At 41.8% G+C, this 26,997-nt stretch carries 28 protein-coding genes; 21 read left to right on the top strand and 7 right to left on the bottom strand.

Annotated features, from left to right (window positions below; all coding sequences use genetic code 11):
- From IGI41_RS12475 to IGI41_RS12460, 4 genes are read left to right on the top strand one after another with little or no spacing between them, the layout of a single operon-like run.
- Window positions 1-939, top strand: coding sequence for an ABC transporter permease (locus tag IGI41_RS12475; protein WP_430610096.1), 939 nt, complete (start codon window positions 1-3; stop codon window positions 937-939).
- Window positions 936-1,715, top strand: coding sequence for an ABC transporter permease (locus tag IGI41_RS12470; protein ID WP_430610095.1), 780 nt, complete (start codon window positions 936-938; stop codon window positions 1,713-1,715). The genes IGI41_RS12475 and IGI41_RS12470 overlap by 4 nt, the downstream gene beginning before the upstream one ends.
- On the top strand, window positions 1,699-2,415 hold the full coding sequence (locus tag IGI41_RS12465; RefSeq protein WP_430610094.1) for an ATP-binding cassette domain-containing protein: 717 nt from the start codon (window positions 1,699-1,701) through the stop codon (window positions 2,413-2,415). Before IGI41_RS12470 ends, IGI41_RS12465 begins: the two co-directional genes overlap by 17 nt.
- A 25-nt stretch (window positions 2,416-2,440) precedes the next feature.
- Window positions 2,441-3,061 (top strand): ABC transporter ATP-binding protein, encoded by a 621-nt coding sequence (locus IGI41_RS12460; RefSeq protein WP_430610093.1) that lies wholly within the window; start codon window positions 2,441-2,443, stop codon window positions 3,059-3,061.
- 166 nt (window positions 3,062-3,227) lie between these two features.
- Here the strand turns inward: IGI41_RS12460 and IGI41_RS12455 are convergent, their stop codons facing one another.
- The 4 genes from IGI41_RS12455 to IGI41_RS12440 all read right to left on the bottom strand — a co-directional run bounded on the left by IGI41_RS12455 (window position 3,228) and on the right by IGI41_RS12440 (window position 6,160).
- Window positions 3,228-3,395, bottom strand: coding sequence for a hypothetical protein (locus IGI41_RS12455; protein WP_430610092.1), 168 nt, complete (start codon window positions 3,393-3,395; stop codon window positions 3,228-3,230).
- A gap of 215 nt (window positions 3,396-3,610) precedes the next feature.
- Entirely contained in the window at window positions 3,611-4,384 is a 774-nt protein-coding gene (locus IGI41_RS12450; RefSeq protein ID WP_430610091.1) for an ABC transporter permease, read from the bottom strand.
- Between the two features lie 4 nt (window positions 4,385-4,388).
- Entirely contained in the window at window positions 4,389-5,192 is an 804-nt protein-coding gene (locus IGI41_RS12445; RefSeq protein ID WP_430610090.1) for an ABC transporter permease, read from the bottom strand.
- Window positions 5,189-6,160: an ABC transporter ATP-binding protein gene (locus tag IGI41_RS12440; protein ID WP_430610089.1), complete on the bottom strand. Its 972-nt coding sequence runs from the start codon at window positions 6,158-6,160 to the stop codon at window positions 5,189-5,191. The genes IGI41_RS12445 and IGI41_RS12440 overlap by 4 nt, the downstream gene beginning before the upstream one ends.
- Window positions 6,161-6,456: 296 nt before the next feature.
- Between IGI41_RS12440 and IGI41_RS12435 the strand changes: the two genes are divergently transcribed.
- Window positions 6,457-7,122 (top strand): CPBP family intramembrane glutamic endopeptidase, encoded by a 666-nt coding sequence (locus IGI41_RS12435; RefSeq protein WP_430610088.1) that lies wholly within the window; start codon window positions 6,457-6,459, stop codon window positions 7,120-7,122.
- Window positions 7,123-7,280: 158 nt separating this feature from the next.
- Here the strand turns inward: IGI41_RS12435 and IGI41_RS12430 are convergent, their stop codons facing one another.
- Window positions 7,281-8,075, bottom strand: coding sequence for a helix-turn-helix domain-containing protein (locus IGI41_RS12430; RefSeq protein WP_430610087.1), 795 nt, complete (start codon window positions 8,073-8,075; stop codon window positions 7,281-7,283).
- Between the two features lie 203 nt (window positions 8,076-8,278).
- Here IGI41_RS12430 and IGI41_RS12425 point away from each other — a divergent pair, with 203 nt between their 5' ends.
- From IGI41_RS12425 to IGI41_RS12370, 12 genes are all read left to right on the top strand, one after another.
- Complete coding sequence (locus IGI41_RS12425; RefSeq protein ID WP_430610086.1) at window positions 8,279-9,295, top strand: acyltransferase family protein; 1,017 nt, start codon at window positions 8,279-8,281, stop codon at window positions 9,293-9,295.
- A gap of 125 nt (window positions 9,296-9,420) precedes the next feature.
- Window positions 9,421-10,482, top strand: a complete 1,062-nt coding sequence (locus IGI41_RS12420) for a DUF1002 domain-containing protein (protein ID WP_430610085.1) — start codon at window positions 9,421-9,423, stop codon at window positions 10,480-10,482.
- 58 nt (window positions 10,483-10,540) lie between these two features.
- Window positions 10,541-10,912 (top strand): YccF domain-containing protein, encoded by a 372-nt coding sequence (locus IGI41_RS12415; protein ID WP_430610084.1) that lies wholly within the window; start codon window positions 10,541-10,543, stop codon window positions 10,910-10,912.
- Window positions 10,913-11,164: 252 nt separating this feature from the next.
- The gene (locus IGI41_RS12410; RefSeq protein ID WP_430610083.1) at window positions 11,165-11,917 is read left to right on the top strand and encodes an amino acid ABC transporter permease; all 753 of its coding nucleotides are present in this window, start codon (window positions 11,165-11,167) and stop codon (window positions 11,915-11,917) included.
- A gap of 34 nt (window positions 11,918-11,951) precedes the next feature.
- Window positions 11,952-12,764, top strand: a complete 813-nt coding sequence (locus IGI41_RS12405; RefSeq protein WP_430610082.1) for a transporter substrate-binding domain-containing protein — start codon at window positions 11,952-11,954, stop codon at window positions 12,762-12,764.
- Between the two features lie 12 nt (window positions 12,765-12,776).
- The gene (locus IGI41_RS12400) at window positions 12,777-13,487 is read left to right on the top strand and encodes an amino acid ABC transporter permease (protein ID WP_430610081.1); all 711 of its coding nucleotides are present in this window, start codon (window positions 12,777-12,779) and stop codon (window positions 13,485-13,487) included.
- The gene (locus IGI41_RS12395; RefSeq protein ID WP_430610080.1) at window positions 13,484-14,230 is read left to right on the top strand and encodes an amino acid ABC transporter ATP-binding protein; all 747 of its coding nucleotides are present in this window, start codon (window positions 13,484-13,486) and stop codon (window positions 14,228-14,230) included. The genes IGI41_RS12400 and IGI41_RS12395 overlap by 4 nt, the downstream gene beginning before the upstream one ends.
- Before the next feature lie 19 nt (window positions 14,231-14,249).
- The gene (locus IGI41_RS12390; RefSeq protein ID WP_430610079.1) at window positions 14,250-15,470 is read left to right on the top strand and encodes a PLP-dependent aminotransferase family protein; all 1,221 of its coding nucleotides are present in this window, start codon (window positions 14,250-14,252) and stop codon (window positions 15,468-15,470) included.
- Between the two features lie 11 nt (window positions 15,471-15,481).
- Window positions 15,482-16,453 carry an NAD(P)-dependent oxidoreductase gene (locus IGI41_RS12385; protein WP_430610078.1) on the top strand — a complete coding sequence of 324 codons (972 nt, stop codon included), beginning with the start codon at window positions 15,482-15,484 and terminating at the stop codon, window positions 16,451-16,453.
- 27 nt (window positions 16,454-16,480) lie between these two features.
- Window positions 16,481-17,233 carry an amino acid ABC transporter ATP-binding protein gene (locus tag IGI41_RS12380; RefSeq protein WP_430610077.1) on the top strand — a complete coding sequence of 251 codons (753 nt, stop codon included), beginning with the start codon at window positions 16,481-16,483 and terminating at the stop codon, window positions 17,231-17,233.
- 14 nt (window positions 17,234-17,247) lie between these two features.
- A complete protein-coding gene (locus IGI41_RS12375; RefSeq protein ID WP_430610076.1) occupies window positions 17,248-18,426 on the top strand; it encodes an MFS transporter in 1,179 nt (392 codons plus the stop codon).
- 86 nt (window positions 18,427-18,512) lie between these two features.
- A complete protein-coding gene (locus tag IGI41_RS12370) occupies window positions 18,513-18,959 on the top strand; it encodes an Lrp/AsnC family transcriptional regulator (protein WP_430610075.1) in 447 nt (148 codons plus the stop codon).
- Window positions 18,960-19,029: 70 nt separating this feature from the next.
- Here the strand turns inward: IGI41_RS12370 and IGI41_RS12365 are convergent, their stop codons facing one another.
- Window positions 19,030-19,461, bottom strand: coding sequence for an Lrp/AsnC family transcriptional regulator (locus IGI41_RS12365; protein WP_430610074.1), 432 nt, complete (start codon window positions 19,459-19,461; stop codon window positions 19,030-19,032).
- Window positions 19,462-19,619: 158 nt separating this feature from the next.
- Here IGI41_RS12365 and IGI41_RS12360 point away from each other — a divergent pair, with 158 nt between their 5' ends.
- Window positions 19,620-20,966 (top strand): aspartate ammonia-lyase, encoded by a 1,347-nt coding sequence (locus IGI41_RS12360; RefSeq protein ID WP_430610073.1) that lies wholly within the window; start codon window positions 19,620-19,622, stop codon window positions 20,964-20,966.
- A 107-nt stretch (window positions 20,967-21,073) separates the two neighbouring features.
- On the opposite strand, the gene IGI41_RS12355 is transcribed toward IGI41_RS12360, so the two are convergent.
- Window positions 21,074-21,928 (bottom strand): MurR/RpiR family transcriptional regulator, encoded by an 855-nt coding sequence (locus tag IGI41_RS12355; protein WP_430610072.1) that lies wholly within the window; start codon window positions 21,926-21,928, stop codon window positions 21,074-21,076.
- A 158-nt stretch (window positions 21,929-22,086) separates the two neighbouring features.
- On the opposite strand from IGI41_RS12355, the gene gnd reads away from it, so the two are divergent.
- The 3 genes from gnd (at window position 22,087) to IGI41_RS12340 (ending at window position 26,990) form a co-directional block, all read left to right on the top strand.
- Window positions 22,087-22,986 carry a phosphogluconate dehydrogenase (NAD(+)-dependent, decarboxylating) gene (gene gnd / locus IGI41_RS12350; protein WP_430610071.1) on the top strand — a complete coding sequence of 300 codons (900 nt, stop codon included), beginning with the start codon at window positions 22,087-22,089 and terminating at the stop codon, window positions 22,984-22,986.
- A 388-nt stretch (window positions 22,987-23,374) separates the two neighbouring features.
- Entirely contained in the window at window positions 23,375-24,706 is a 1,332-nt protein-coding gene (locus tag IGI41_RS12345) for a PTS sugar transporter subunit IIC (RefSeq protein ID WP_430610069.1), read from the top strand.
- Window positions 24,699-26,990 (top strand): glycoside hydrolase family 3 C-terminal domain-containing protein, encoded by a 2,292-nt coding sequence (locus tag IGI41_RS12340; RefSeq protein ID WP_430610068.1) that lies wholly within the window; start codon window positions 24,699-24,701, stop codon window positions 26,988-26,990. The genes IGI41_RS12345 and IGI41_RS12340 overlap by 8 nt, the downstream gene beginning before the upstream one ends.
- Window positions 26,991-26,997 lie beyond the last annotated feature (7 nt).

Raw genomic sequence — 26,997 nt, 5'->3', positions numbered from 1 at the left:
ATGAACCTTCGCTTTCTTTGTCGAAAAACCTGCCGCTTCTTACTTAGTTTGCTGTTCTTTTCAGTGTTGCTATATGGGTTGCTGTACCTTTCGACAGGGGATCCAGCAATCAGTCTGTTAAGAAAGTCAGGCGCATCGACTATCACGAATGATACCTTGAATCAAACACGGCAAGCATTGGGATTGGATCAAAGTTTTATTGTGCAGTATCTTCGTTGGCTGTTGCTTATCCTGCAAGGTGACTTTGGTCTATCCTATATGTCAGGTGAACCAGTTTTACAGACATTGCTTGCACGATCAATTGTAACAGCCAATATCATCGGATGGTCGTTTGCCATCAATCTGATTATTTCTTTGGCAATGGGGACACTGATTGCCAATTCGCCAGTATTGCGTAAAGGACGTGCTTTGTTAGTAGTCTGTTTGTCTTTTCCTAGTTATTGGCTAGCAATCGTGTCTATCTTTATCTTTGGCGTTCAATTACAATGGTTTCCTTTCGTAGGCAGCGGATCTGCTAGTCATTTGGTTTTGCCGATTCTGGTTTGCTTGCTGTCTGAAGGTCTATACTTGATCAAAATCGTGAGCGATTTGCTGACAGCTGCAGCTGAAAGTGAGTTGGAATGGATCGCCAAACGCAGACATATTTCTTGGTTTGCAAGACGTTATTATCAAATCAATGAGAATATCGTCCCTTTGATTGCGTTATATGCCAATAGCTTGATTCGTTTATTTAGTATCACCATCATGGTTGAAGTGATCTTTAGTATTTCTGGTATCAGCAAGTTATTGATCGATGCTATTTCTGTTAGAGATTATCCCGTCATTCAAGGTGTTGGTTTGATCATCGCAGGCATCGTCTTCTTGATCAATTATCTGTCTGATGTGATGGTATTAGTACTCGATACACGAGTGACGCTGCAGCAAGGAGAAAATTTATGAGAAAGACTGTAGCACTATTGGGCCTTTTTTTGATCATTACCGGTATTTTCCTCACGTTACAAGACCCATATGAAATGATCAAAAATCAACGTTTGCTTGGACCAAGTCTGCACCATTGGATGGGCACAGACTATCTGGGACGTGATCTCTTTAGTCGGTTGGTATTCGGCACAACGTATTCGTTGGGGTATGCCGGTCTATCAATGATTGGTGTCGTGCTGGTCAGTCTTTTGCTCGGTGGGTTAGCAGGTGGTCTCGGTGGATTTGTCGATACAGTTATCACGACTTTTGCAGATATCATCGTCAGCATTCCAGCTATCCTGATTGCATTGGTATGTTCAGGGCTGTTTACAAATTCGATCACAACGGTTTTGGTGGCATTGGCTTTCAGCTGGTCAGGGCGATATATTCGTTTTATCCGAAATGTCGTATTAGATATTCGCAAACAAGAATTTATTTTATTGGCACCAATGCGCGGATCTCAAGGCCTCCATACGTTGATCCACCATGTCTTGCCTTCTATGCGTCCTGCATTGCTGTCGTTGTTTGTGACAGATATTGGTCGAATCATGTTGAATATTTCGGGCTTGGCATTTTTGGGTATTGGTGTCCATCCGCCTACACCAGAATTGGGCACGATTTTATATGATGGCAAGCTTTATTTTTATGCTGCACCGTGGCTATTTATTTTTCCAGGAATGATGTTATGTCTGGTGGTCTTGGTTACGCAATCTATCGGACAACGATTGAAAGGATATTATGAACACAATGCTTGAGTTAAAACAGGTATCTATAACCTTACATGAAAAGAGATTGCTGGATAATGTTTCTCTAAAGGTGGAACAAGGAGCTTTTTATTGTTTGATCGGCGAAAGTGGTGGCGGTAAAACGTTGATAGGAAAAGCATTGCTGCGGCACCTTCCTCGTTCCCTCGCGATGGAAGGCGAGATAATAGTCAACAGTCAGCAAGTAGAAGTGATTTTACAGCATCCGCTGGATAGTTTGGCAGCAAATGTATCGATCCTTGCGCAATTACGACATCTGTTGCGGGGGCAAAAAATCCCTAAAGCTGAATGGGAAATACGAATGAGAGAAGCCCTAATGCAAGTTGGTTTGGTGCCTGACGAAGCCCTGTTAAGGAAACGTCCCTATCAATTAAGTGGAGGGATGTGCCAAAAAATCGTATTGGCATGTGCATTAATAACAAAACCAGAAGTAATCATTGCTGATGAGGCAACAAGTGCTTTAGATGTTGAAAGCCAAAAATTATTGCTTCAAATGTTGAAGAAGTTGCAGATCGAGGAACATTGCACCATTTTCTTTATCACCCATGATCTCGATCTTGCGCGCACTTATAGTACCAATCTGGGGATCGTCAAAGAGGGACAGCTGATCGAATCTGGAAAAACTGAAGATATCCTGAATGACCCTCAGCAAAAATACACGAAAGAATTGATTGATATATTTGAATCCTAACGAAATACTCTTACAAGTAAATCAGTTGTCGAAATCGTATAAACAAACGATTTTTCACAATCTCTCTTTCCAGTTGGCACAAGGTGAATGGCTAGGAATAGTTGGTGAAAACGGCAGTGGCAAATCAACATTAGTTAAAATCATTGCTGGGTTAGAAAAGGCTGATCAGGGCACGATCTTTCTACGCGAAAAAGTCCAATCGAGCTATACAAGAGCTGAATGGGCACAACAGATTCAATTGGTGACACAATATTCCCGCAAGTCACTAGATCCAATGAAGACAGTGGCGCAACTATTGCGAGAACCATTACAATTGTGGCACCTCGCGCCCGCAGACAAAATAGATGATAGAATCACTTCTATCATCGCTCACTTCAATCTGCCTGTTAGTATATTAACAGCATATCCAGCTACGCTAAGTGGCGGCCAGTATCAAAGGGTCTCTTTAGCCTTATCTTTATTAGTAGAGCCGGCTATCTTGATTTGCGATGAAATCACAGCTAGCTTAGACAAAATCAATGAACGCCACTTATTCAAGTTCTTGCGCGCGCAAAAGCAAATGACAGTCATCATGATTTCGCATGATGGGGCATTGATCGATAAGGTTTGTGATCGATCTATCCGGATTCAGGACTTTAGCACATGAAACGTCGTGGATGATTGTTGGTGCGCTGATTTGAAGAAGACCCAAAGTAAGAAGGAAAAAAGAAAAACGACGACAGCTTTTAAAGATAAGCTGCCGTCGTTTCTGTATATAGCATCATTTGGTTAGGCTGTTTCATTGGTTAGATGGAAAAAGACTGATTGGTGTATCACAAATAATCCGGAAAAAAGAAAATGACCGAGACAAGGACCAAACTAATCAAAATCAGTCCAGATAAAGACAAAAATAACAAGCCAAAACGTTTCTTCGTATAACTGATTCGCAATAGAATCAGATCAATGATCAAAAATAAGATGAAAATCAGGGACATACTCATAAAAGGTCCTCTTTTGCGTTTTTTTCTATCTTATCAAAGAATGCATGATTTTCCTAGGTGAAAAAAGAGCTTTGACAAATTTGATGTCATCTGACAAAGTTACAAAGCACGGCAAGGATAGCGGTTGTATCAGAAGAATGAAACTTAGAGAAGAAACCAGCAGCTTAATGACAGATAATCACAAAGTTGCTGGTTTTCATCATAACGAGATACAGTTATGACCCTGTCGATACATAATTCTTCAGCCCGATCCGCCAGAACCACAGTGCTGGAAAAGCAAAGACCAAGCAGACAAGCGGCGATGCGATCCACCAGGGATTGGTGGATTGACCAATGAGGTAGAGAAAAGGATAGTATTGAAACCATGCCATTGGAATGACATAGGTCAACAATCGCAAGACTTGTTTACCGTAAATACTGAAAGGGTAACGCCCAAACTCTCTAGCGCCATCTGTAAAAATATTCATAAATTCCAGTCCTTGGATCGTGAAAAATGAGATGGCTGCATAGACGATAAACAATAAACCAAAAAAGATACTGCCGCAAATGATCATCAAGCAAAGTGTGACGATCGTGCCAATATGCCAGCTTACCCCACTTTGGGGTATCGCATAGAGGAAGACCAGCACCGCTTGTAGGAAACGGCCAATACGAGAAAACTCCATCTTAGAGGCCAAAACTTGAAAAATCAGCGACCGGGGTCGAACCAATGCACGATCAAATTCGCCATTGCTGATCATCTGGGGAAAAAGGTCGAACCCCCGACCAAAACATTCAGCAATCGAATAAGACAATAATACCGTCGCAAAACACAACAAGACCTCTTCGAAACGGAAACCATCGACTTGATAGAATCGTGTGAACATAAACCAAATACCTAGAAATGCAGTAAGGGAACCAAGAAACTGACCCAATGTCGTGAAAATAAAAGAAACTTTATACTGCATTTGACTTTTCAAATGGATGCAAAAGTAGTGCCAATAGACCATTATGTTATCCTCCTTGAACGACGACCCGTTGCAGGGCTTTTTTTATCCACCATTTCCCGAGCATCAACAATGTGATGAGCCAAAAGATTTGCAGCAGCAGACTATCCAACGCATCAAATCCTTGTAAATCACCACTATAAATCCGCAAAGGCACATTTTGCATGGCGGCAAAAGGCAATAATTCAGCCAGTTGCCGGAATGGTTGTGGAAAGAATGGAAGTGGCACGATACCACCAGCCAGAAATTCGCCGATCGCACCAACAACTACCCGCACCCCAATCGACGACAAGGTATAGAACGTTGAAATATAGATCAATTGAGATACTGACACCACAACCCCTAAACTGAGCAATAAAGAAAGTATAAAAAGTAAGAGTGTCGTCAGATTGGCAGGTAACACAAGACGATAAGGCGCAGGCAATAAGAAAGCAATGCCAAAAATCGGCAAACAGCGAAGCAAAGTTTTTGCCAAGCGATTGGCGATGGATTGGCAAAACCACTTATTGTATAGATCCATTGGACGGGCCAATTCATAGGCAATCGATCCACTTGTGATTGCCTCAAAAATCTCATTTTCAAAAAACCAAAGCATAAACAAAGACAAAAAAGCTTGCTGCATCCAGACATAAGAAACTGTCTGTTGAAAGGTCATAGGAAAAGCAGTGGCATCCGTTTGATAAAAAGCATGAAAAGCGAGAATCTCCATCATTCCCCAAACAAACTGCGTAACCATCCCAGCAATTGCTGCAGAACGATATTGCAATGTATGGATAAAACGTATCCGAAATAGTGCAGCGTATTTGATCATATGTGATACTCCTGATACATCTTCGCTACCATTTCTTCAGCAGTGATATGTGCCACAGCCAAATCCGTGATAGCAGCATGCTGACTGACAAAATTGATCAATTGTGGGACAGAAAAGGTAGGGTCGACTTTTAGGACAACCCGCCCAACGGTTTCTTCAACCGTTTGGACAGATGCAGGTAAAGGTGGTAATGTACCTGTGTAATCAATGGTGACCGTTTTTTCATCTGAAAATCGCTGCTTGAGTTCGTCTAAATGACCATCAAGCAGCATTTTTCCTTTGCCAATCAATAAAATACGTTGGGTTAGGGCTTCGATATCCTGCATATCATGGGTGGTCAAAATGACCGTGGTGCCTTTTTCTTTATTCAGGCGTTTGATAAATTGGCGTACAGCGATTTTAGACACAGCATCTAATCCAATCGTCGGTTCATCTAGGAAAAGAATCTTTGGGTCATGCAGTAAAGAAGCAGCTATTTCACAGCGCATTCGTTGGCCTAAACTTAATGAACGGGCAGGTGTTTTGAGCAGCTCACCTAAATCTAATAGCAGGGTCAGTTCATTCAAATTTTGTTGATAACGTGGAGGATCGACTTGATAAATATCTCTAATCAGATCAAAACTATCGATCACAGGGACATCCCACCATAGTTGGCTGCGTTGTCCAAAAACCACGCCAATTTCTTTGACGTGCTGCCTCCGGTCTTGCCAAGGAATTCGACCATTGATCAGACATTGGCCTTGATCCGGTGTCAAAATGCCACACATCATTTTGATCGTGGTACTCTTGCCAGCACCGTTGGGTCCGATGTAGCCGACCATTTCGCCTTCTTGAATCGTGAAACTAATATCTTGCAGGGCATGGATCATAGTGGTTTCTCTTGAAACAAAGGCCTTTGTGGCAGCCCAAAACCCACTTTGCCTTTTTGCGACATGGAATGTTTTACTGAGGTGCTCTACTTGGATCATTTGGATTCACTCACTTTCTTTCGACAACAACGCGACAAAAAGAGTATTCGCAATCGAATACCCGCAACGAGATGGTCCAAACGAACATGGTTGGGGCAGCGGTTCGTCAGCCAAACAAAAAGTAGAAATAGTGTATCATAGCGAAAAGGTGAATACAATCGATTGTTGTAAAACGCTTCAAATTTATAGTGATTCTTTTGTTGAACGCGCTTGATTCACAGATGGATCATCGGTACTATAGAATGAAAGGATTCATGTTTCATGAACAAATATAACTATATCGAGTAGGAGGATTTATGAAAGCAATCAAAAATGTGTGTATCGTTGTCGGATTATTTATGTTGAGCCAAGTCAGTATGACCACTTTTGGAATAGTGAAGTACTATTATTTAGAGGTTGGTGAAACCTATATACCCAGTCTGATTGCCTATGGGTTGATCGCGATGGTGTTGATCAATATCGGATTGAGTATGTGGATAGCAAAGAAATTGAATCTTGCCAGTTTTCGCTTCGATTGGTCCACCAAGAAAAACTGGCTATGGATCGTTGGGGCGTTTGTCCTTGGCAGGATCATTGCCATCGTTGGCACGAGTTTCTTGCAAGCCAATACCGGTCAGCAATCGACTGCCAATGATGCACTGATAAACAATCTATTTATAGGTGAAAATCCGCTCTTGATTTTCTTGCTGATTGCCGTGGCTGCACCAGTGATGGAAGAAATCGTCTTTCGCGGGGGCATCATTGGCTTATTGTTTGAGAAGTATCAAATCGTCGGCATCGTTGTCAGTGTGGTTTTGTTTGGGCTCGCGCACACCGCAACCAGTTGGATCGAGTTTGTCATTTATGCTTTGATTGGGTTATTGATGGCACTTGTCTATGTGAAAACCAAACGATTAGAAGCTGCAATCGCAGTTCATTTTTTGAACAATGTCCTTGGTGCTATCGTGCTGATGTTTTTGTAAAAGAGGTCTGACAATGGTGCTTTGCGACTGCATGCGACAAAAAAATAACCATCGCCATTTAAGGCAGAGGGTTATTTTTTTGCTTTATGCGGCAATCACAGGCGCCAAAAATCGGTGTCACGTCAAACGAACTGTGATTGATCATAAACACGCATGCGTCAATACGGTAATGTGCCTGGTGTATAGGGTAAAGCAGCGAGCTCTTCAGCTGAGAAAAGTAAGTCGCTGATATCAGCAATATTGCCTTTGTCTGTGGCATCTTGTTGTTGATAGTATTGACCGGCTTTTTTTGTGTTCATCAAGTAGATATTTTTGCCGATATTTAATGATGGATTCGTACTACTGGTTTCTCTTGTACTGCGAATGACCAACAGACTGTGTTGTTTTTTGAAAGAGAGTTTCCGGTAGCCGTTAATCTGGGTTTTTACATCCGCCCCTTGTTGACTGTATTTATAGCCTGATAGTTTACCTAAATCAGTGAAAGGTCTGTGATACGTGAAGTGCACGACATATTCAACATCTTCCGGTAACGTGATTTCTTGACCTGTGATTTGATTCTTCACGGTTTTTTCAGGTAAATGATATTTTTCGATTGCAGTGATAGTGATATCTGATTTGTTGACAAAGACAGGATCGATCCAAAATCCGGCAGCGAGTAGTGTCATTAACACGATACTTAGCGTAGTAAGTATCACAAGCAACCACTTGCTCCATTTCTTTCGTCGGCTATCTAAGTTTAATTCTTTGATCATCGCTTGGTCTTCTTTTAGCAGATAATCTAAAGGGAGTGAAAAATATTCGCTTAATTTCACGACTTGATCTAAGTCAGGGTAGCTTTTTTCATTCTCCCACTTTGAAATCAGTTGCCGCGTCACAAAAAATTCACTGGCTAATTGTTCTTGTGTCAAGTGGCGTGCAGTGCGTTCTTCTTTAATGATTTTCCCGATATTCATAACGTCCTCCATGATGCTTGATTATAACAAAATTTTCCCTTCACCCCAAGCAGTGCGATGAATAATGATATGCAACAAAAGATAACATGCTGATATATCAATGTTCTTACATGTTGCACAGTCATAAATATCTTGTATTGATTTGTTGCTTATATTTGCTGATCCCTTCGTTTATTGTCAATAAAAAACGAGGAGGAAGCACGTTGAAGCAAAAATATCCCTTAGTCGACTATGGCCAGCTGGTGGCTGCATTATTGGTTGTGTTGATCCATTGTGGTCGTTTGGCAGAAAATGAAGTGGTTCATTTTGTGATAAAAAGTATGATTTGCCGAATGGCCGTTCCTTTCTTTCTCATGTTAAATGGCTATTTTTATCAGACGGGAGCACATGCCTTTCGAAAATGGTGGTGCAAACAACGATCGGTTTATCTGTTTTGGACACTCCTGTATGCACCAATAGGCATCCTGTATGTTCAACAAATGCAATATCTGAAGGGACTGCCCGTCTGGGTATATCCCTTTATCCTTATTATTGCCTATATGACGATTGGTGTTTTTTATCATCTTTGGTATTTCCCTGCACTTATGATGGGGATGTGGTTGGTCCGTGGGACACAACGATTTGGCTATCGGATTCAGTTTGGTATAGCCAGTATTTTGTATATGATTGGCTCTGTCGAAACGTATTCAGCTTATCTTCCAGCGCCGATTGCTGCTATTTATCAGCAGTATCGTCATCTATTTTTGACTACGCGCAATGGGTTGTTCTATAGCTTTTTATTTATACTGTGCGGTTTTTTTCTAGCAGAGGGCAAACAAATCGTTTTTACCAAGCGAAATCACTACCTCCTCTTGTGTCTGTCAGTGATGAGTGTATGTATCGAAGGGGTCGTGGTCTATCAAAATCAAGGAGATGATAAAAACTTTTTATTTTCTTTGGTCCCAATCGTTTTTTTGATCACGGCCTTTGTGACACGGAGAACCACACAACATGCTTTCGCCTCTGCTGCATGGGCGAGAAAGTTCAGCAGGTGGTGTTTCTTTGTTCATCCTTTGATTTTAGAACTTGGTAAATGGGCCTATGGCTGGTCGGGTTTTCAGTTATTTGGTTGGACGATAGGTGGGGTTTGTTTATCTTATATCTTAAAATCTATGTGTGGCCATTCACGCAGAATCAGCTATATAAAAACTTTCTTTACACAACATGTGCAAGATCTATAAGTTTTCCTTCAAATCGGACCCTAGCCGTAGGTACAGGTCAATCGCCTATTGTACAATAGATACAGTTAACAACGGTTTGTACCACCGACCGTATCTTATATTCGATTTATATGGAGGATTTTCTTATGAAAAAACAAACACGTAAACCAATCACGCTCATCGCCACGCTCTTGGTGTCAAGCCAAGTTTTACTCGCAATGCCAACCGCCTTTGCTGAAGAAACGTCAACGACAGAAAGTATTTCAGCAATCTCAGAGACCCTTGATTCCTCGCGTGCCGATACGGATACGTCAACGACGGATTCAAGTGAACGTCTGCAAGTCAATGCGGTAGCTATTGGGAATGCATTGACAAAGGATCAAGAAGACTATACGTTAGATAAATTGGGGATTCAAGGTGAAACCCCTATTTATACAACGTCAGGTACGGATTTGATGAAATATATCCCTGATGGCGGCTTTACTGCTGATTGGGCGGTCTATAGTTCGGTTCGGATGCAGACGCTGGATGAAGGCGCGGGCATCACGGTGGATATCGCCACTCCAGCCAATATTACCAAAATCACCGCAGCACAATATCAAAATGCAGCTTTGACTGCGGGGATCACTGATGCCAAATTAACCGTCGCTTCAGCAGTTCCAATCGATGGATCAGGCGCGTTAGCCGGAGTCTATAAAATCGTTGAAGAGTCTGGCGGCGTCATCAATCAAGACCGCGTGGCTGTGGCACAAGATGAAATGGATGTTCTATCTACGATCACAGAAGAAAATAAAGACAAAGATGGCTATTCCGATGATGCGTTGAATGCTGCGCAAGAACAAGCCAAATCAGACTTAGCTGCACAAACGGCAGATGGTACCACCTTGACACAATCTGATATTCAAGAGACCGTTGAAAAAGCCTTGAAGGACCATGGTTTGGACGGCATTGTTACAGAAAGCCAAATCAATGAACTGACAACTTTGATGAGTGATATGAAGGACAAAAATATTTTTGAAGACTTTGTCAATGAACTAGATCTAACAGAAGCGCGAAAACAAATTGAAGAAAAATCTAAAGGTTTGTGGGAGAATATCAAGAGTTTCTTTAGCGGATTGTGGTCATCGATCACAGGCATCTTCGGTGGAGATGATACCGATACGACTACTGATACGTCTACGAGTGAGTCAACAAGCGCTGTAGAATAAAGCGAAAATCAGATATGAAATGTACACCAACAGGTATCTGAAGAAAGGAAATAACGCAATGAACGTCCTAGGAAATATTATTTGGTTTATCTTTGGTGGTTTGGGAGGCGCCATTGCATGGTTTTTGGCAGGCTGTTTATGGTGTATCACAATCATTGGTATACCGATCGGCTTGCAATGTTTCAAATTTGCCTCCTTGTCTTTGGCCCCGTTTGGTAAAGATATAGTCTACCGTGGGGGTGGTGTATCTTTGATCCTAAACATTATCTGGTTGATCGTGTCTGGCTTGCCGATCGCTTTCGGTCACTTAATGAGTGCATTGTTATTAACGATCACGATTGTGGGGATTCCCTTTGCAGCACAGTCGTTGAAATTGGCTCGGTTGGCTTTGATGCCTTTTGGTGCAGAAATTGTTTCTGATCGGCGGTAATGTCTTTAGCTATTGATAGGTCGAGTGATTGGCACACTGTGCTAGTCACTCGGCTTTTTTTATTTTTCCTTTCCAATGTAAAAAAAGATGTTGTCGCTTTCTTCCTTATTTTCTTCGGCAAAACAAAGGAATGACAACAGTATCATAGTTAAACCAAGGCAACTATTGTCTAAAGAGAGATGAATAAGGTATGGTTATAAAAATTCAGAAAATTCTGAAATATATTTTTGTTACGATCAAGGGGGGAACGATATGTCCACATTTTTTCAATGGCAATTGGTTTGGGAGTATTTTCCGAAGATTTTAAGTGCATTGCCCGTGACGTTGATGATCGTAGGGGTAGCCACGGTCGTTGGTCTGATTCTTGGGATTTTGTTGGCTTTTATTCGTGTCGAGAAGGTTCCTGTTCTAAGTCAAATGGCTACCGTTTTCGTGTCGTTTATTCGTGGTACGCCAATCTTGGTTCAACTCTATGTGGTGTATTATGGCGTGCCAGCCTTGTTGCAAATGGTGCAAGTGGATGTCTCTTCGTGGAACAAAATTATTTTCATCTATATCACGTATGGCTTGAATACCGCTGCGTTTCAATCGGAAACTTTCCGAGCGGCTATTTTGAGTGTACCTGTGACACAAAAAGAAGCCAGTATCGCCTGTGGGCTGACTAAGTCACAAATGTACCGGCAAGTTATCCTGCCGCAAGTGGTTCGTGTGGCATTACCGGCTTTTGGTACGACCACGATTGCGCTGCTGCAGGATACTTCGCTGGCATTTACGATTGGTATCGTTGATGTTGTCGGTAAAGCCCGAGCAATCGGAGCTGTGACCTTCCATACCTTAGAAGGATATGTAGGTGCCGCTATATTGTTTATCAGCTTAAGTTTTATGTTAGAACGTGTTTTTACCGGTTTAGAACGACAGATGAGTTTTTCAAAAACAAAACAAACAGCGGCGAAAATACCGCTGATCACTTGGGTAAAGAAGCAGCAGAAAATCAAAACAACATAAGACAATTTGGGTAGAGGGAAAAGGAGGAATTCAAATGAAAAAAACTATTTTAGGTGCAAGTGCGCTGCTGACAACGTTGGTTTTGGGGGCTTGCGGCAGTGGTTCTGCTGATACAACAAGTAGTAGTGCCAGCGGTGCAACAGCAATCAAAGTTGGGACTGGTAATGAGGCGTTGCCGTATGCCTATTTAGATGAAAACGGCGAATATGATGGCTATGATGTCGCCGTCGTTAAAGCAATTGATGAAAAATTACCTGCGTATACTTTCACCTTCGAAGGCGCAGATTTTCCGACAACATTATCAAATTTAGAAAGTAATAAGGTCCAGATGGCCGCCTATGAGTATGAAGTCAATGAGGAGCGGCAAGAGAAATTTGTATACGGCGATGTGGGCTATGTGGTATGGGATACCTATATCGTATCCGATCCAGATGCTGGTATGGTCTACGATAGTTTTGATGATCTAGCTGGTAAAAAAGTGTATGTGACGACTGCCACCAACCAAGCAGCAATGGCGGAATCCTATTTAGCAGAAAATCCCGATGCTTTTGAGTTGGTCTATGGCGAATATAACAATGAACAAATCGTGCAAGCAGTGACCTCAGGTGCGGTAGATGCCACATTGGCACCGGAATACCAAGTGGACAACTGGAACAATTCTTTTAGTGAAAATCTAGAAATTGGCAGTGCACCTGTTCATCATTCAAACGCGTATCTCTTGTTTAATAAAGAAACCGACCAAGCCTTTATTGATGCAGTCAATACTGCGTTGGAAGAATTAAAATCAGATGGGACGATCAAAGAATTATCAGAAAAATATTTGGATGGGGATTATGTTCCTGAATAGGGAGGAATGACGATGAGTTTTCAATTTTCAATTATGATCGAAGCACTGAAAACAGCCAGCCATTATATCACTACGACGCTCTTTATGGCAATCACAGCATTAGCGATTGGCGTTGTGATTGGCTTAGGGATCGCCTTGATTCGTTTGTATCGTATCAAGGTCATTGCACCCGTTTTAAAAGGTGCAGTCACCATTTTGAAAGGTGTTCCAGTTGTCTTAGTGATTTTAGCGCTGTATCTGATTTCCGCCAAACAATTCGACAATTGGGCAGAGACAATGCATTGGACCTTACGCTTTAAGGACTTCAATATGGTATGGATCGCCATCGCAGCATTGAGTTTAATGGCGGCAATCAATAGCAGCGAGATTTTCAGAGGTGCCTTTGCTGCAATCAAAAAAGGCCAATTCGATGCAGCCAAATCGATTGGGATGACCAATTTACAAGTGATTCGCCGGGTATTGCTTCCACAGGCATTACCCATTTCAATCCCAATTTTCAGCAACTTGCTGATTTCACTTGTCAAAGCGTCTGCTTTGGCATCAATGGTCAGTGTCGTGGATGTTTTTGCAGCGGCCAAAATCACTGCCCAGCAAAATTATCGTTTTTTGGAAGCCTATGTGGCTGTAGCGATCATTTATTGGCTAATTAGTTTGGTCATTGAAAAAGGCGCACAAGTGTTGGAAGAAAGGATGTCACGTAAATTAAGGAGGGCGACACGATGATGAAAGTGACGGATGTGCATAAGCGTTTTGGCAAACAAGAGGTACTCAAAGGGATTGATCTTGATGTGAAGAAAGGGGAAGTGGTGGTTTTGTTGGGTCCTTCCGGTTCTGGTAAGACGACCTTCTTGCGCTGTCTGAATTTCTTGGAACGCGCCGATCAAGGCCGGATTCAATTGGGGGAGACCCAAACGGTATTGCACAGAGCCAACAAAAAAGAAATCTTGGCACACCAACGGCAAACCGCTATGGTTTTTCAAAATTATGCGCTATTTCAAAATAAAACAGCCAAAGAAAATATCATGATGCCTCTGATCGTGACCAAAAAACGAAGCAAAGAAGAAGCAAAGAAAACTGCGGAAGCGTTGCTTGACCAAGTGGGGTTGTCTGAGCGCAAAGATTTTTATCCAAGCCAGCTTTCAGGTGGACAACAGCAACGGATCGGGATTGCTCGCGCACTAGCGTTGAATCCCAAGGTGATTTTATTCGATGAACCCACATCGGCATTAGACCCGGAGTTGGTGGGACAAACGTTAGCTTTGTTAAGAGAGATTGCTGAAACTGGGGCCACCATGGTATTGGTGACCCACGAGATGAAATTTGCCTATGAAGTGGCAGACAAAGTCGTCTTTATGGAAAATGGTCACATCGTTGAGCAAGGAACACCCCAGCAAGTCTTTGAACAGACCAAAGAAGACCGGACCAAAGCCTTTTTGATGCGCTTCACCAATCAATTAGCGGGCTGAAAACAAAGGAGGAATTAGGATGGATTATCATTTTGCACAACGAATCAATACCTTAGAAGCATCACCTTTAAGAGAAAATGCGAAAAAAAATATGGCTTCTTCATCGGCCATTTCTTTTGCTTATGGCTTTCCGCCAACAGAGGCTTTTCCAATGAATGTATTGAGAGAAATATCGCAAAAGTTGTACACAAAAGCAGATCCGGAATCTTTTTTGCAATATGGCGCTTCAGATGGGTATCCACGGTTACGGACGTTGATCAAGGAACGTTTGCATCAGTTGTCAGCAATTGATAATGAAGAGGAGGTACTTGTTGTATCCGGATCGACGCAAGCCATGGATTTGGCGGTCAAAGTATTCTGTAATGAAGGGGATGTCGTCTTATGCGAAGAGCAAACCTTTTCAGGTGCGGTCAATGCGATTAAAGGGTATGGGGCAATTCCTGTTCCTGTGCCAATGGATCTTGCGGCTGAATCCATCGACCTTGAAGCGTTAGAAACGATTCTCAAGATAGATTCCCGGGTAAAAATGCTGTACTTGATCCCGACATTTCAAAATCCATTAGGTACATCGATTCCGCTGGAAAAGCGCAAAGCAATCTACGAATTGGCCTGTCGTTATGATATTTTGATTTTTGAAGATGATCCTTATGGAGAATTATTGTATGAGGGTGAACCGATTCCTAAAATGAAAACGATGGACTTAGAAGGACGGATCATTTATGCAGGCTCTTTTTCAAAAATTCTCGCCCCTAGCAGTCGAGTTGGCTTTATGATGGCCGCTGGTCCGGCAATGGAAAAATTGATTTTGGCTAAACAATCGGCGGATTCTCACACCAATTTTTATTGGCAAGTGGTATTGGCAGAATATATGGATTATTACGATTTTGAGGGACATGTTGCGCAGTTGACAATATTATACCAAGAAAAATATGCGCGTATGCTGCATGCGTTACAGACATTGCCCAACAACAAGCTAACCTACATCAAACCAACTGGCGGTTATTTCATCACCTGTTTTTTGTCAGCAGATGTTGATTCAGAACGATTTTATGACTATCTGGATGAAGCGAAAGTTGCAATCATTCCCGGCAATATCATGAGTGTGGCAGGGAAAGGGTATGAACATTCATTTCGCTTAAATTTCACCAAGCCAACACTGGCACAGATCGACCAAGGGATCGCCCTTATAGGGGATGCTTTGGATTATGCGTTGGCACCAGCATATGAAGGGGTTATTTAGGAGGTGTACAAATGCGGTTGATTTATTACGGTGTCAGTGAAGAGGAAATTCCTTATATTGAACGTTGGCGTTTTATTCACAAAACGCCTGTGACAATCGTCAGCGAGGGCTTATCACAAAAAAATATCCACTTAGCAGCAGGCCATGATGGGATTTGTCTTTATCCCAGTGTAGACATGCGTCATGATGAATATTTGTATCAGCAGCTTCATCATATGGGCATGCAGCAATTATCGATCAAATCAACGGGTGTCGATGGTGTCAATTTTGATTGGGCAAAAAAGTATCAGTTGACAGTAACGAATGTCCCTGCCTATAGCCCAACCTCGGTAGGCCATTTTGCTGTGATGTCGATTTTGATGGCTTTACGGAATATTCCCTCCATGGTCAAAGGCCATCTTGACCGTCGATCGGTCATTGGCAGAGAACTGCAAGATGTGACAGTCGGCATTTTGGGTACCGGTCGCATCGGTGCTGTAGTAGCAGAAGTCATTCATCACATGGGCGGACGTGTGATTGCTACAAGTCGAAGTGAGAACCCACGGTTAAAAACATGCGTGGATTATGTGTCCTTCGAAACGCTGGTGGCTTCATCGGACGTGTTGTCGATCCATATCCCATTGACTCAAGCATCTGAAGCACTGTTTTCACCAGCCGTTCTTGCACAAATGAAGCCCGATAGTTGGATCGTCAACACGGCACGAGGAGGGATCATTGATACCGAGGCGTTGATTTTTGCTTTGAGGCAAGGGCGCTTAGGGGGAGCTGTACTTGACGCACTGGCTAATGAAGAACGCTATTTTGCAGTTGGCTGGAACCAAAATCCGTATTTTCAGCCATTGGATCAATTGCCGAATGTCCTGTTAACACCACATATTGCATACTATACTCATTTGGCAGTACAGGAGATTGCAGAAACGGCATTGAATAATGCCAGAGAGATATTGCTGGCAGGAGAATCAGCAAATACGATTGCACTTTGAGTCACAAAAAAAGAAAGGGTGAAGTCCATGTTGCAAGCAGAAATCAAAGGTTTAAAGAAGTCTTTTGACAAACAAGTCATCTTAAAAAATGTCGGGCTGCAAATAGAGCGGGGGGAAGTGGTTTGTATCATCGGCCCCAGCGGTTCTGGTAAAACGACGTTCCTGCGTTGTCTGAATTTATTGGAGCAACCAGATGCTGGCAGTTATTCCATTGGCGATTTCCAGTATGATCTGGCCCGTATTGGTAAAACTCAGCGGTTAGAAATTGCCCGTAAAACTGCAATGGTCTTTCAATCTTATGATTTGTTCAGTCATATGAATATTTTACAAAATGTAGCGGAAGGCTTGCGTACACCAAGGCGCTTTCCTAAAAAATTGGCTGAAAAAGCTGCCCTCGCTGCGCTTGAAAAAGTCGGCTTGGCAGAAAAAGCGTTGATGTACCCCATTCAATTATCTGGCGGACAGCAACAACGGGTCGGTATTGCCAGAGCCATGGCATTAACCCCTGAGTTGCTATTATTTGATGAACCCACTTCAGCCCTTGATCCGGAGTTGGTAGGGGACGTGTTGAAAATTATGAAGCAATTAGCCAAGAGCGGACAAACGATGATCATCGTGACCCATGAAATGCAATTTGCCCAAGAGGTCGCTGATCAAGTGATTTTTATGGCGGATGGTGTGGTGGTTGAAGCGGGAACGCCAGAAGAAATTTTTGCGCATCCTCAAGAAGAACGTACCCAGCAGTTTTTGACGCAGGTACGTTTCCAAACAGCAGTTTAGACGTGAGGTGATCTATGGAAAAAGTGAACAGTTCTAATCGACTATGGTCGAAAGATTTTTATTTGGTGATGGTGGTTAGCACATTGGCGATGACCGCAATCACCACACAGATGGGAACATTGCCCCTGTATGTTGCTTCATTGGGCGGAACTAAATCAGTATCTGGCGCGATTGTCGGAGTCTTAGGAATAGCGGCATTGTGTTGCCGATTGCCGATCGGTGTGGCTTTAGATCGATATGGACGCAAAGGATTACTTTGTCTGGGCTTAGGTATCTTGCTGCTTGATTTTGGTTTATTGACTCTGTTTCATGGACTACTGGTGCTTTTTTGTCTAAGAATCATACAAGGTGTGGGCAATAGCTTACAAGCAACAGCAGCGGCAACGTTGGCCGTTGATACGATTCCTGAAGGTAAATTAGCAGTGGGACTAGGTTATTTTAGTATCGCGCAAGCCGTTCCTAGCGCCATTGGCCCCTTGATTGGTCTAACGATTGTAGAAAATTATGGTTTTTCTGCCCTTTTTCGCGTTGCAGTCTTGTTGAGTGGTACAGCTTTTTTGTTGAGCTTTTCTCTCAAAGAACAGCCTTTTTCGCGAATGTCTACGGTGACCACAAGGAACCGTGGCAGGATGCAAGAGATATTGCGCATCAAAGCAGTCCTGTTTCCAAGTGGCATCTTGTTTTTGATTTGTTTTGCCAATTCGGGGATCGTGGCTTTTATCGCTCAATACGCCAGTGAGCATCATATCGTTGGGGCGGGTTATTATTTTACCGTCATGTCTGTTATGACCGTGTTGACGCGTGTGGCATTTCCTCGCTTACTTGAAAAAATTCAATCGAATACCTTGATTTACAGCAGTTTGGTATTGATTTTAGGATCTTTTTGCTTGTTGCCTTTTACCAGTCAACTCACGGGATTACTGGTGGCTGCCGCATGTTATGGTGTCGGCTATGCAGGTTTATTGCCAGTCATGAATACAATCGTATTAGAAGCTGTGACAGAGGAAGAACGCGGACAAGGAACTGCCATCTTCTCAGCTGCTTTGGATGTCGCATATGGCAGTGGTGCTTTTTTGTGGGGAATAATTGCGAGTCTGTTTGGTTTTCAGGTGATGTTTTGGGGTTGTGGTTTATTTGCTTTAGCCGCTATCATCCTGTATCATCATTTTCAACATAATTGTCATCTATGTTAGTAAATGTTACATGGCGTGTGATCTAGAACTTGCGCTCAGCTGATTTTCTCGATAAACTGAGAAAACAATGAGAACGGAGGATGATCATGGATAATTTAGACCGTAAAATTTTAAACATCATGCAGCAAAATGCCCGAGTGACAGTTAAGCAAATCGCAGAGCAGTGCTTTATTTCTTCACCCTCCGTATCTGTAAGAGTCCAGAATCTTGAAAACCTGGGCTACATCCGATCCTATCAAGCCCTGATCGATTATCAGAAACTTGGCTATCTGATCAAAGCTTATGTGCATTGTGCGGTAAATGCCAAAGATAAAGAGGCCTTTTATACCTATGTCGCAAGTATTCCCAATGTGATTGAGTGCGATTGTATCACGGGGGAATATTCCATGTTATTGAAGGTTTATTTTAGTGATACCGCAGTTTTGGATCGCTTTATTAACGATTTGCAATTTTATGGTGATACCAAAACCCATATCGTCTTTTCGACAAGTGTTGGACCAAGAGGCCTTCAAGTCCCTGTAAAAGATGAGTGAACTCGGCAAAACAACGTTCCAGTCATCCATAGACTGGAACGTTGTTTGTTGTGCGACACCATACTTATGGTCAAAATTGAAAGCCTCGTGAAGGAACAGGGGTCGAAAAAACGATTTGTGTATTGGTTCGTCCAAACTTTTGCAAATCATTGATAAAGCTATCAAGCTGGTTAGTCGAAGGGAAGACCACTTTGATCAACATCGAGTAAGGGCCGGTCACACAATCACATTCAAGCACATTTGGAACCGCTTGGATGAAGGGATAAAAACTTGCTTTTTGCTGCGGTTCAATAGAGAGGTGGATGAATGCTTTGATTGGCAATCCAGCTTGTTCATAATCGATAGTGGCTTGATAGTCCAACAAATGCCCTGTTTCCTCTAAGTGCTTCAAACGTTGAGATACAGCGGGGGCGGTGATAAATAGGGCTTCGCTAAGTTTTTTGATCGATAAACGACCGTTTTGCTGCAATAGGTTCAACAATTTTTTGTCTAGTTCATCCAATCGCTTTCCTCTTTTCTATTTTTGGGCTGATTCTCTTTGTTTTGCAAAGTGAAGGGGATAAATTTTGGTGAAAAACAAAGAGATGACATAAAAGACTCGTCTGATTTCGGCATATGTGATATTTTATCACATATAAAACAAAAAGGGGCGTTTTAATCATGATGAGGATCGAATCAGATGCAATCGGCAGTGTACCAATATACGAAGAAGCTTACTATGGCATTCATAGTTATCGGGCGAAAGAGAACTTTGCCTTTAGCCAACAAAAAGTAGATACGAATTTCATTCAGCAAGTGGCCCGGATCAAAGCGGCAGCTGCGATCGCCAATCAACGCTCAGGTACATTATCTGAAGAAAAAGCGCAAGTGATCGTCCTCGCCGCCGAAGAAATCATCATGGGCAAATGGGCTGATGAATTTATCGTCGATACCTTCCAAGGAGGCGCTGGCACGTCAACCAATATGAATGTGAATGAAGTGATTGCTAATCGCGGATTAGAATTGCTGGGGCACAAAAAAGGAGAGTACCACTATCTACATCCTTTAGATGATGTCAATCAAAGTCAATCCACCAATGATGTCTATCCCAGCGCGGGACGTTTGACATTGCTTGTTTATATTGAGCAAATGACTGATGCGTTAAATCAATTGATCGAAGCGTGGCAAAAGAAAGCAAAGAACTATCAACATGTGGCTAAGATGGGTAGGACCCAGTTGCAAGAAGCGGTGCCGATGACAGTAGGAGCAAGTTTTGCAGCATACGCCAACAGTTTGCGACGTTGTCGTGAACGGCTTCACCAAACAGCAACAGAATTATGCGTATTAAACTTAGGCGGAACTGCGATCGGCACAAGTCTGAATGCCTCCTTTCGTTACCAAGAATATCTATATCAAGAATTGAATCAACGTTTTCACCGCCCATTGCGTCCAGCCAATGATTTGATCGACGGCACGCAACATGCAGATAGTTTTGCTGCTTTGTCAGGTGTTCTCAAAACGATTGCGATTGCATTGACCAAAAGTGCCCATGACTTGCGTTTGTTATCTAGTGGCCCGCGAACAGGTTTTCATGAGTTGAACTTGCCAGCCAGACAAGCGGGATCATCGATCATGCCTGGAAAAGTCAATCCAGTGATTCCTGAAGTCGTCAGCCAAATTGCCTTTCAAGTAGTTGGAAATGATGGGGCGATCACTTTCGCAGCGGCTTCCGGTGAATTGGAACTGAATGCCTTTGAACCAGTGATTTTCCATAATTTGTTTGAATCATGTCAACTACTGACCAACGCGTGCACAATTTTTGCAGAAAAATGTGTGTCGGGTATCACAGTCAATGAAGTAGTCTGTGAAGAAGCTGTGGCCAATAGTACTGGAACAGTGACAGCACTTGCCCCTAAAATCGGCTATGAAAAAGCCAGCGCACTTGTCAAAGCAGCTTTAGCATCCAATTGTTCAGTCGCAGAACTTTTGGCGCAAGAAGATTTGTTAAGTACAGGAACCTATCACTAAGGATAAAAGACAGAACAAAAAACTTACCATTAGCTGCGATACAAGCCTTAGTAAGGGTATCGGTACCAGCGGGTGGTAAGTTTTTTGCGTTACGCAAGGTCGCGCAATTATGCGCCTTCTTTGATTTTTGCGATCGAACGGCGAATTTTTTTGATCGATTTTTGGGCATCTTCTCGATTGATGAACATGAGAATCACATATAAAGCATCCATGATACTTAGTTGAGAGATTCTTGAGGCCAATGCTTCAGAGCGAAACTCGGTTTCTTCTGAGATTGAGATAAAAACAACCTCACCAAGCTTTGCCAATGGCGAGCCAGCGTGACTTGTGATAACGATGATTTTCGCACCAGCTTCTTTCGCCGTCTGTGCCATTTCAATCGTTTCCCGAGACTTTCCAGTATGGGAGATAAAGATTGCACAATCTTCAGAGGTCAGCAAAGATGCTTCCATCAGTTGTATATGAAAATCTGTACTATGGTAAACAGAGATCGGAGAACGCAAGAATTTGTGATAGGCATCTGTAGCAACGATTTCTGAACCGCCGACACCAAAAAAATACACACGCTTCGACGTATTGATCATGGATACAGCCTTATTGAGATTCTCCTCCGTTAATAAATTTCTGGTATCCGTTAGGCTGGACATATTTGAATCGAACACTTTTTGTGCCATCGTCAATTCGTTATCGGATTGTTGGATATTTTCATGGAAAGAAATAGCGGATAAGTCATTTTCCTGCATCAACATCGCCATTTTAAATTCTTTAAAGCCATTGTATCCGAGTTTTTTAGTGAATTGAAAGAAGGTTGAATCGGCCACCCCTAAGGTACTAGAAAGATCACTGATCGAGCTGTGGCTGACTTTGCTTGGATTTTCTAAAATATAGTCGGCGATTTTTTGCTCCTTCAAACTAAAGTCTTTATAATGCGTTTTGATTTGTAAACGAATGGATACTGTCAAAATAGATGCTCCTTTCAATAAAATAGATAGATTATGATTAATTTATCACAAAGGCACCGTTTTTGATATTAAAAAGCAAATGAAAATATTTTTTGTTTTTGCTATTTACAAAAAAATATTTTTTTGTATAATGGAATTATAGAAATGGAGGCGCTAACATGGAGATCGGCATTATCGGTCTAGGTAAGATGGGACTTAATCTTGCATTGAATTTAAAAGATGATCAATATCAGGTTATTGGGTTAGATATCTCTGAGCAGGCACGACTAGCAGCAAAAAAGGAAGGGATCACAACGGTCGATTCTATCAGTGCGTTAACACAGGTGTTTACTGGTAAACGTATTTTTTGGCTTATGCTGCCAGCTGGTGTACCAACAGAGAACGTATTGATGGAGTTGTATCAGTTTGTAGAGTCTGGCGATATTATTATCGAAGGAGGCAACACAAACTATAAGGATTCGATTCGTCGAGCAGCTCTTTTCAAAGAGAAAGCAGTAGCGTTTTTGGATTGTGGGACATCTGGTGGAATTTCTGGTGCCCGCAATGAAGCTTGCTTGATGATCGGCGGGGAAGAAGCCGCGTTTCGAGAAATCGAATATGTATTCAAAGATATCGCAACCGAAAATGGTTATGTGTATGCTGGTCCCTCGGGAAGCGGACACTTTCTAAAAATGGTGCATAATGGTATCGAATATGGCATGATGCAAGCCATTGGTGAAGGCTTTCAATTGATTGAACAAAGTGATTATGGATTTGATCTGGCAGCAGTAGCCAAAGTTTGGAATCATGGCTCGGTCATACGCAGTTGGTTGATGGAGATTGCGGAGTCTCAATTTTCGAATAGTCCGCGTTTGGCAGAATATCGAGGTATCGTGGCAGCTTCCGGAGAAGCCAAATGGACCGTTGAAACAGCTCTTGAGATGAATGTGGCGGTCCCAACGATCGCTATGAGTTTATTTATGAGAAATATTTCTCAAGAAGAAGATAACTTTTCAGCGAAAGTGGTTGCTGCGCTACGGAATGGGTTTGGTGGACATGAGATAGTAGTGAAGGACTGATGAACCGTAGTTGATGAACTATTTTGGTTTTGGTCATTCCTGTTAATGAATCGATTAAATAGTTCATGATTTGTCGGCTGATGTAAAACGTATTTTTATAAACTTTTATACAATTCCTGTTGGATCATGTTGAAAACTAGATTGGATCAAAAAAATTATGCTACAAATATTTTAGATTACAGAAGCAATGAGGGCTAGGGACAGTTAGCTTCATTGCTTTTTTCTATTGCACAGAATATAAGCGAATGAATCGAACGTGTGGAATCGACAGTTGATCAAGTGTGTCTTAAAATTATGTATCCGTATTCAAAAAAAGATTGCATTCCAGAAAAAAAGTGCTATAGTAATAAATTGAACCGGTTCAATTTTAGTTTGAGGAGATGTTATCATGAGTTTTGTAGACAAATTATCAGAAAAACTTTTACCGATTGTGTCAAAAATGAACAGTCAACGTCATTTATTAGCCATTCGTGACAGTTTTATTATCACGATGCCGCTTGTAATGGCAGCATCGATCATGGTCTTATTGAATGCATTGATTTTTTCTAACGCTACAGTACAAAAATTTATTGATCTTAGTTATCTAGCTGATTTAGCTTCGATCGTTAATAATGGCACCATGAGTATTTTGGCAGTAGTCGTTTGCTATAATATTGGCTGGAATTTGGCCAATCACTACATTCGTACAGGAGAAATGAATGATCCAGCATTTAGCGCAGTCCATGCGGGCGTTTTGAGTGTTGCAGTTTTGTTTATTTTGATGCCTGTTAAAAGTATGGTCACATTAACAGATGGAAGTACAGCCGAAGCTACAGGTGTCTTTTTGCAAAGTTTAACCTCTTCGTCTGGACTAGCAACAGCAATGATTGCTTCTCTTTTGGGCACGGAACTTTTTATGAAATTAGCGAAAATCAAACGAATCAAAATAAAAATGCCGGATGGTGTACCACCAGCAGTTGCTACATCCTTTAATTCTTTGATTCCAGAAACAGCAGTGATTTTGTTGTTTGCCCTTTTTGTTTTTGGACTGGATAAATTAGCTGGTTTGGATTTCCCAAGTCTCATTGAGTTAGCGATTCAAACACCGCTGAAAGCATTTGTTTTATCGGTACCTGGTATTTTGTTCTTACAATTTTTCTCTGATTTTCTTTGGGTGTTCGGTATGCATGGTTCTAGTATTTTGGCACCTATTCGTCAAGCGCCTTTATTACAATCGATCCAAGAAAATATGGATGCCTTTTCAGCGGGAAAAGAAATCCCTAATATCATCACTGAGCCATTTACAAATGCCTTCGGTTTGATCGGCGGCGGTGGGTGCATTTTGCCATTAGTCATTGCTATTTTATGGGTGTCTAAACGACAAGAACAACGTCAAATTGCTAAATTCGGATTAACCACTTGTTTATTCAATATTACTGAGCCTGTGATGTTTGGCTTACCTGTGGTAATGAATCCAATCTTTATGATTCCGTGTGCGTTGATTCCTTCAATCAATTTGATCATTGCATATTTTGCAACAAGTCTGGGATTGATTGAGAAGACAGTGGCAGCAGCGCCTTGGATCACACCTCCAGTTATTCAATCGTTTATTGCAACAGGTGGAGACATTAAGGCGGCTATTCTTACAGTCTTATTGATTGTATTAGATATCTTTTTATTTGTTCCTTTTGTTTTAGCTGCTAATAAAGCCCGACACGAAGGAGTGGAACAACTTGGTTAAATATCCATATCAAGATCCAAATAAGACGATTCGTCAGCGTGTCACAGACCTTTTAGGCCGCATGAGTTTGAGTGAAAAAGTTGGACAGGTAAACCAACATCTATATGGCTGGGAATGTTATGAATCTCACCAAGATACTATCGCCCTGACAGAAAAGTTTAAAGACCATGTGCAATGGGGACAAGGGTTAGGCGCGCTGTATGGCGTTTTTCGTGCGGACCCATGGTCAAAGGTTGACTATAAAAATGGGATTCCCGCCAAAGATAGTTGGAAAGTGACAAATCAAATCCAAGCATATGTGCTGCAGCACTCTCGTTGGAAAATTCCAGCATTGATTGTGGAAGAATGTCCACATGGGCATCAAGGTCTCGAAAGTATTTCTTATCCGACCAATATTGGTCGAGGCAGTACATTTAATTTAGACCTTATTGAAAAAACAAGCCATTTGATGGCACAAGAGTTGGCAGCAAAGGGTGTGCATCTAGCATTAGTTTCAACATTAGATTTACTGAAAGATCCACGATGGGGAAGATCAGAAGAATGTTTTGGTGAAGATCCTATTCTGAGCGCACGCATGAGTGAAGCAATCATCAACGGATTTCAAGGACATTTGATTACTGACGAAACTGATTTTTGGGATCAAAGTGTCGTAGAAATCAATAAACAACCTGACCAAATAGGTGTTGTCTTAAAACATTGTATTGCGCAAGGCGAATCGCTGGGTGGGCACAATTCTGGTACTGTGCCCATTGGCAACCGTGAATTTGCAGATGTATATACGCCACTCTTAAAAAGTGCCCGCAATGCAGTTGGTGTGATGGCTGCATACAATGATATTGATGGAGTGCCTTGCCATGTGAATCATAACTTGTTGGAAAAACAACTTCGAGATGAAAACGGATTTCAAGGACTTGTTATGGCAGATGGAATTGCCCTGGATCGGTTAAGTGATGTTTATTCAGATCAAGTTGAAGCGGCTGGCCAAGCATTGGCAGCTGGAGTTGATTTGAGTTTATGGGATGAAACATATACGAAAATAGAAGCCGGAATCTTGAACGGAGTAATTGATGAGAATGCTTTAGATCAAGCTGTAGGTCGTGTATTAGCAATCAAGTTTTTACTTGGTTTGTTTGAAAATCCTTTTATTGAAGATCCTAATTCCTCTAGAGAGGCGTTACTTGCAGCTTCTCGAAAATTAAATGAAGAAGTTGCCCAAGAAAGTTTGACGCTTATTAAAAATAATGGAATTCTACCACTAGCACCTAATGGGAAGACCATTGCTGTGATTGGTCCAAATGCAAATGATGTGTATCATCTGTTGGGGGATTATTCCGCTCCTCAAACAAAAGAGCAAAGACAAAAAACGATTTTACAAGGAATAAAGGATACGATGCAACAATCGGAAATTCTCTACGCAGAAGGTTGTGAAATTAGAAATGAAGAACAACAAGAAGCCAAAATTGATGAAGCTGTAAAAATAGCACAAAAATCAGATATTGTTCTTTTGGTTTTGGGTGGTTCTAGTGCGCGTAATTTTGACATGGAATTCTTAAGAAACGGTGCCGTTTCTTCAAAGGGAATCAATATGGATTCAGGTGAAAATGTTGATGTTGCTTCACTTTCATTGGGTGGAAAACAAGAACAGTTATTGAAAAAAATAGCAGAACTAGATAAACCGATTGTAACGATCCTCATTCAAGGTCGCCCATACGATATCACCTTAGTAGAAGCATACTCAGATGCTGTGTTGATTGGTTGGTTTCCAGGGCAAGAAGGCGGACGTGCGATTGCCAAAACATTGATTGGGAAAAATAATCCAAGCGGACGATTAAGCGTTTCGTATCCCCAAAATAGTCAACAACTTCCCGTGTATTATTATCAGCGGGATGCCTCGAAACAAGAACATTATTATGATATGAGTGGCCGACCACTCCATGATTTTGGTTCTGGATTGAGTTATACTTCATTTGTTTATGAAAACATCCAATGTCGTAAGAATATTGACAATTTCGAAGTATCCGTTAAAGTTAGAAATAGCGGAGGTATTGCTGGGAAAGTAAGCACACTTTTATTTGTCAAATTGGTAGATGGTTCAGTCATTCAACGTACAAAAATGTTAAAAGCATTTCGTAAAGATTTTCTTGAACCGAACGAAGAGACTACACTTGATTTTATCTTATCATTGGAGGATTTTCGTTATATGGGTGCTGATTATTGCTGGCATTATCCTAAAAAAGCTAAAATCATGATTGAAGAGGTAATAATAGATATCGATCTTGATTAGTAGGAGT

The sequence above is a fragment of the Enterococcus sp. DIV0876 genome, assembly GCF_050529585.1.
Lineage (GTDB): Bacteria > Bacillota > Bacilli > Lactobacillales > Enterococcaceae > Enterococcus_D.
Note: the sequence above shows the minus strand (reverse complement) of the source record. Positions and strands in the feature narration are given on the sequence as shown.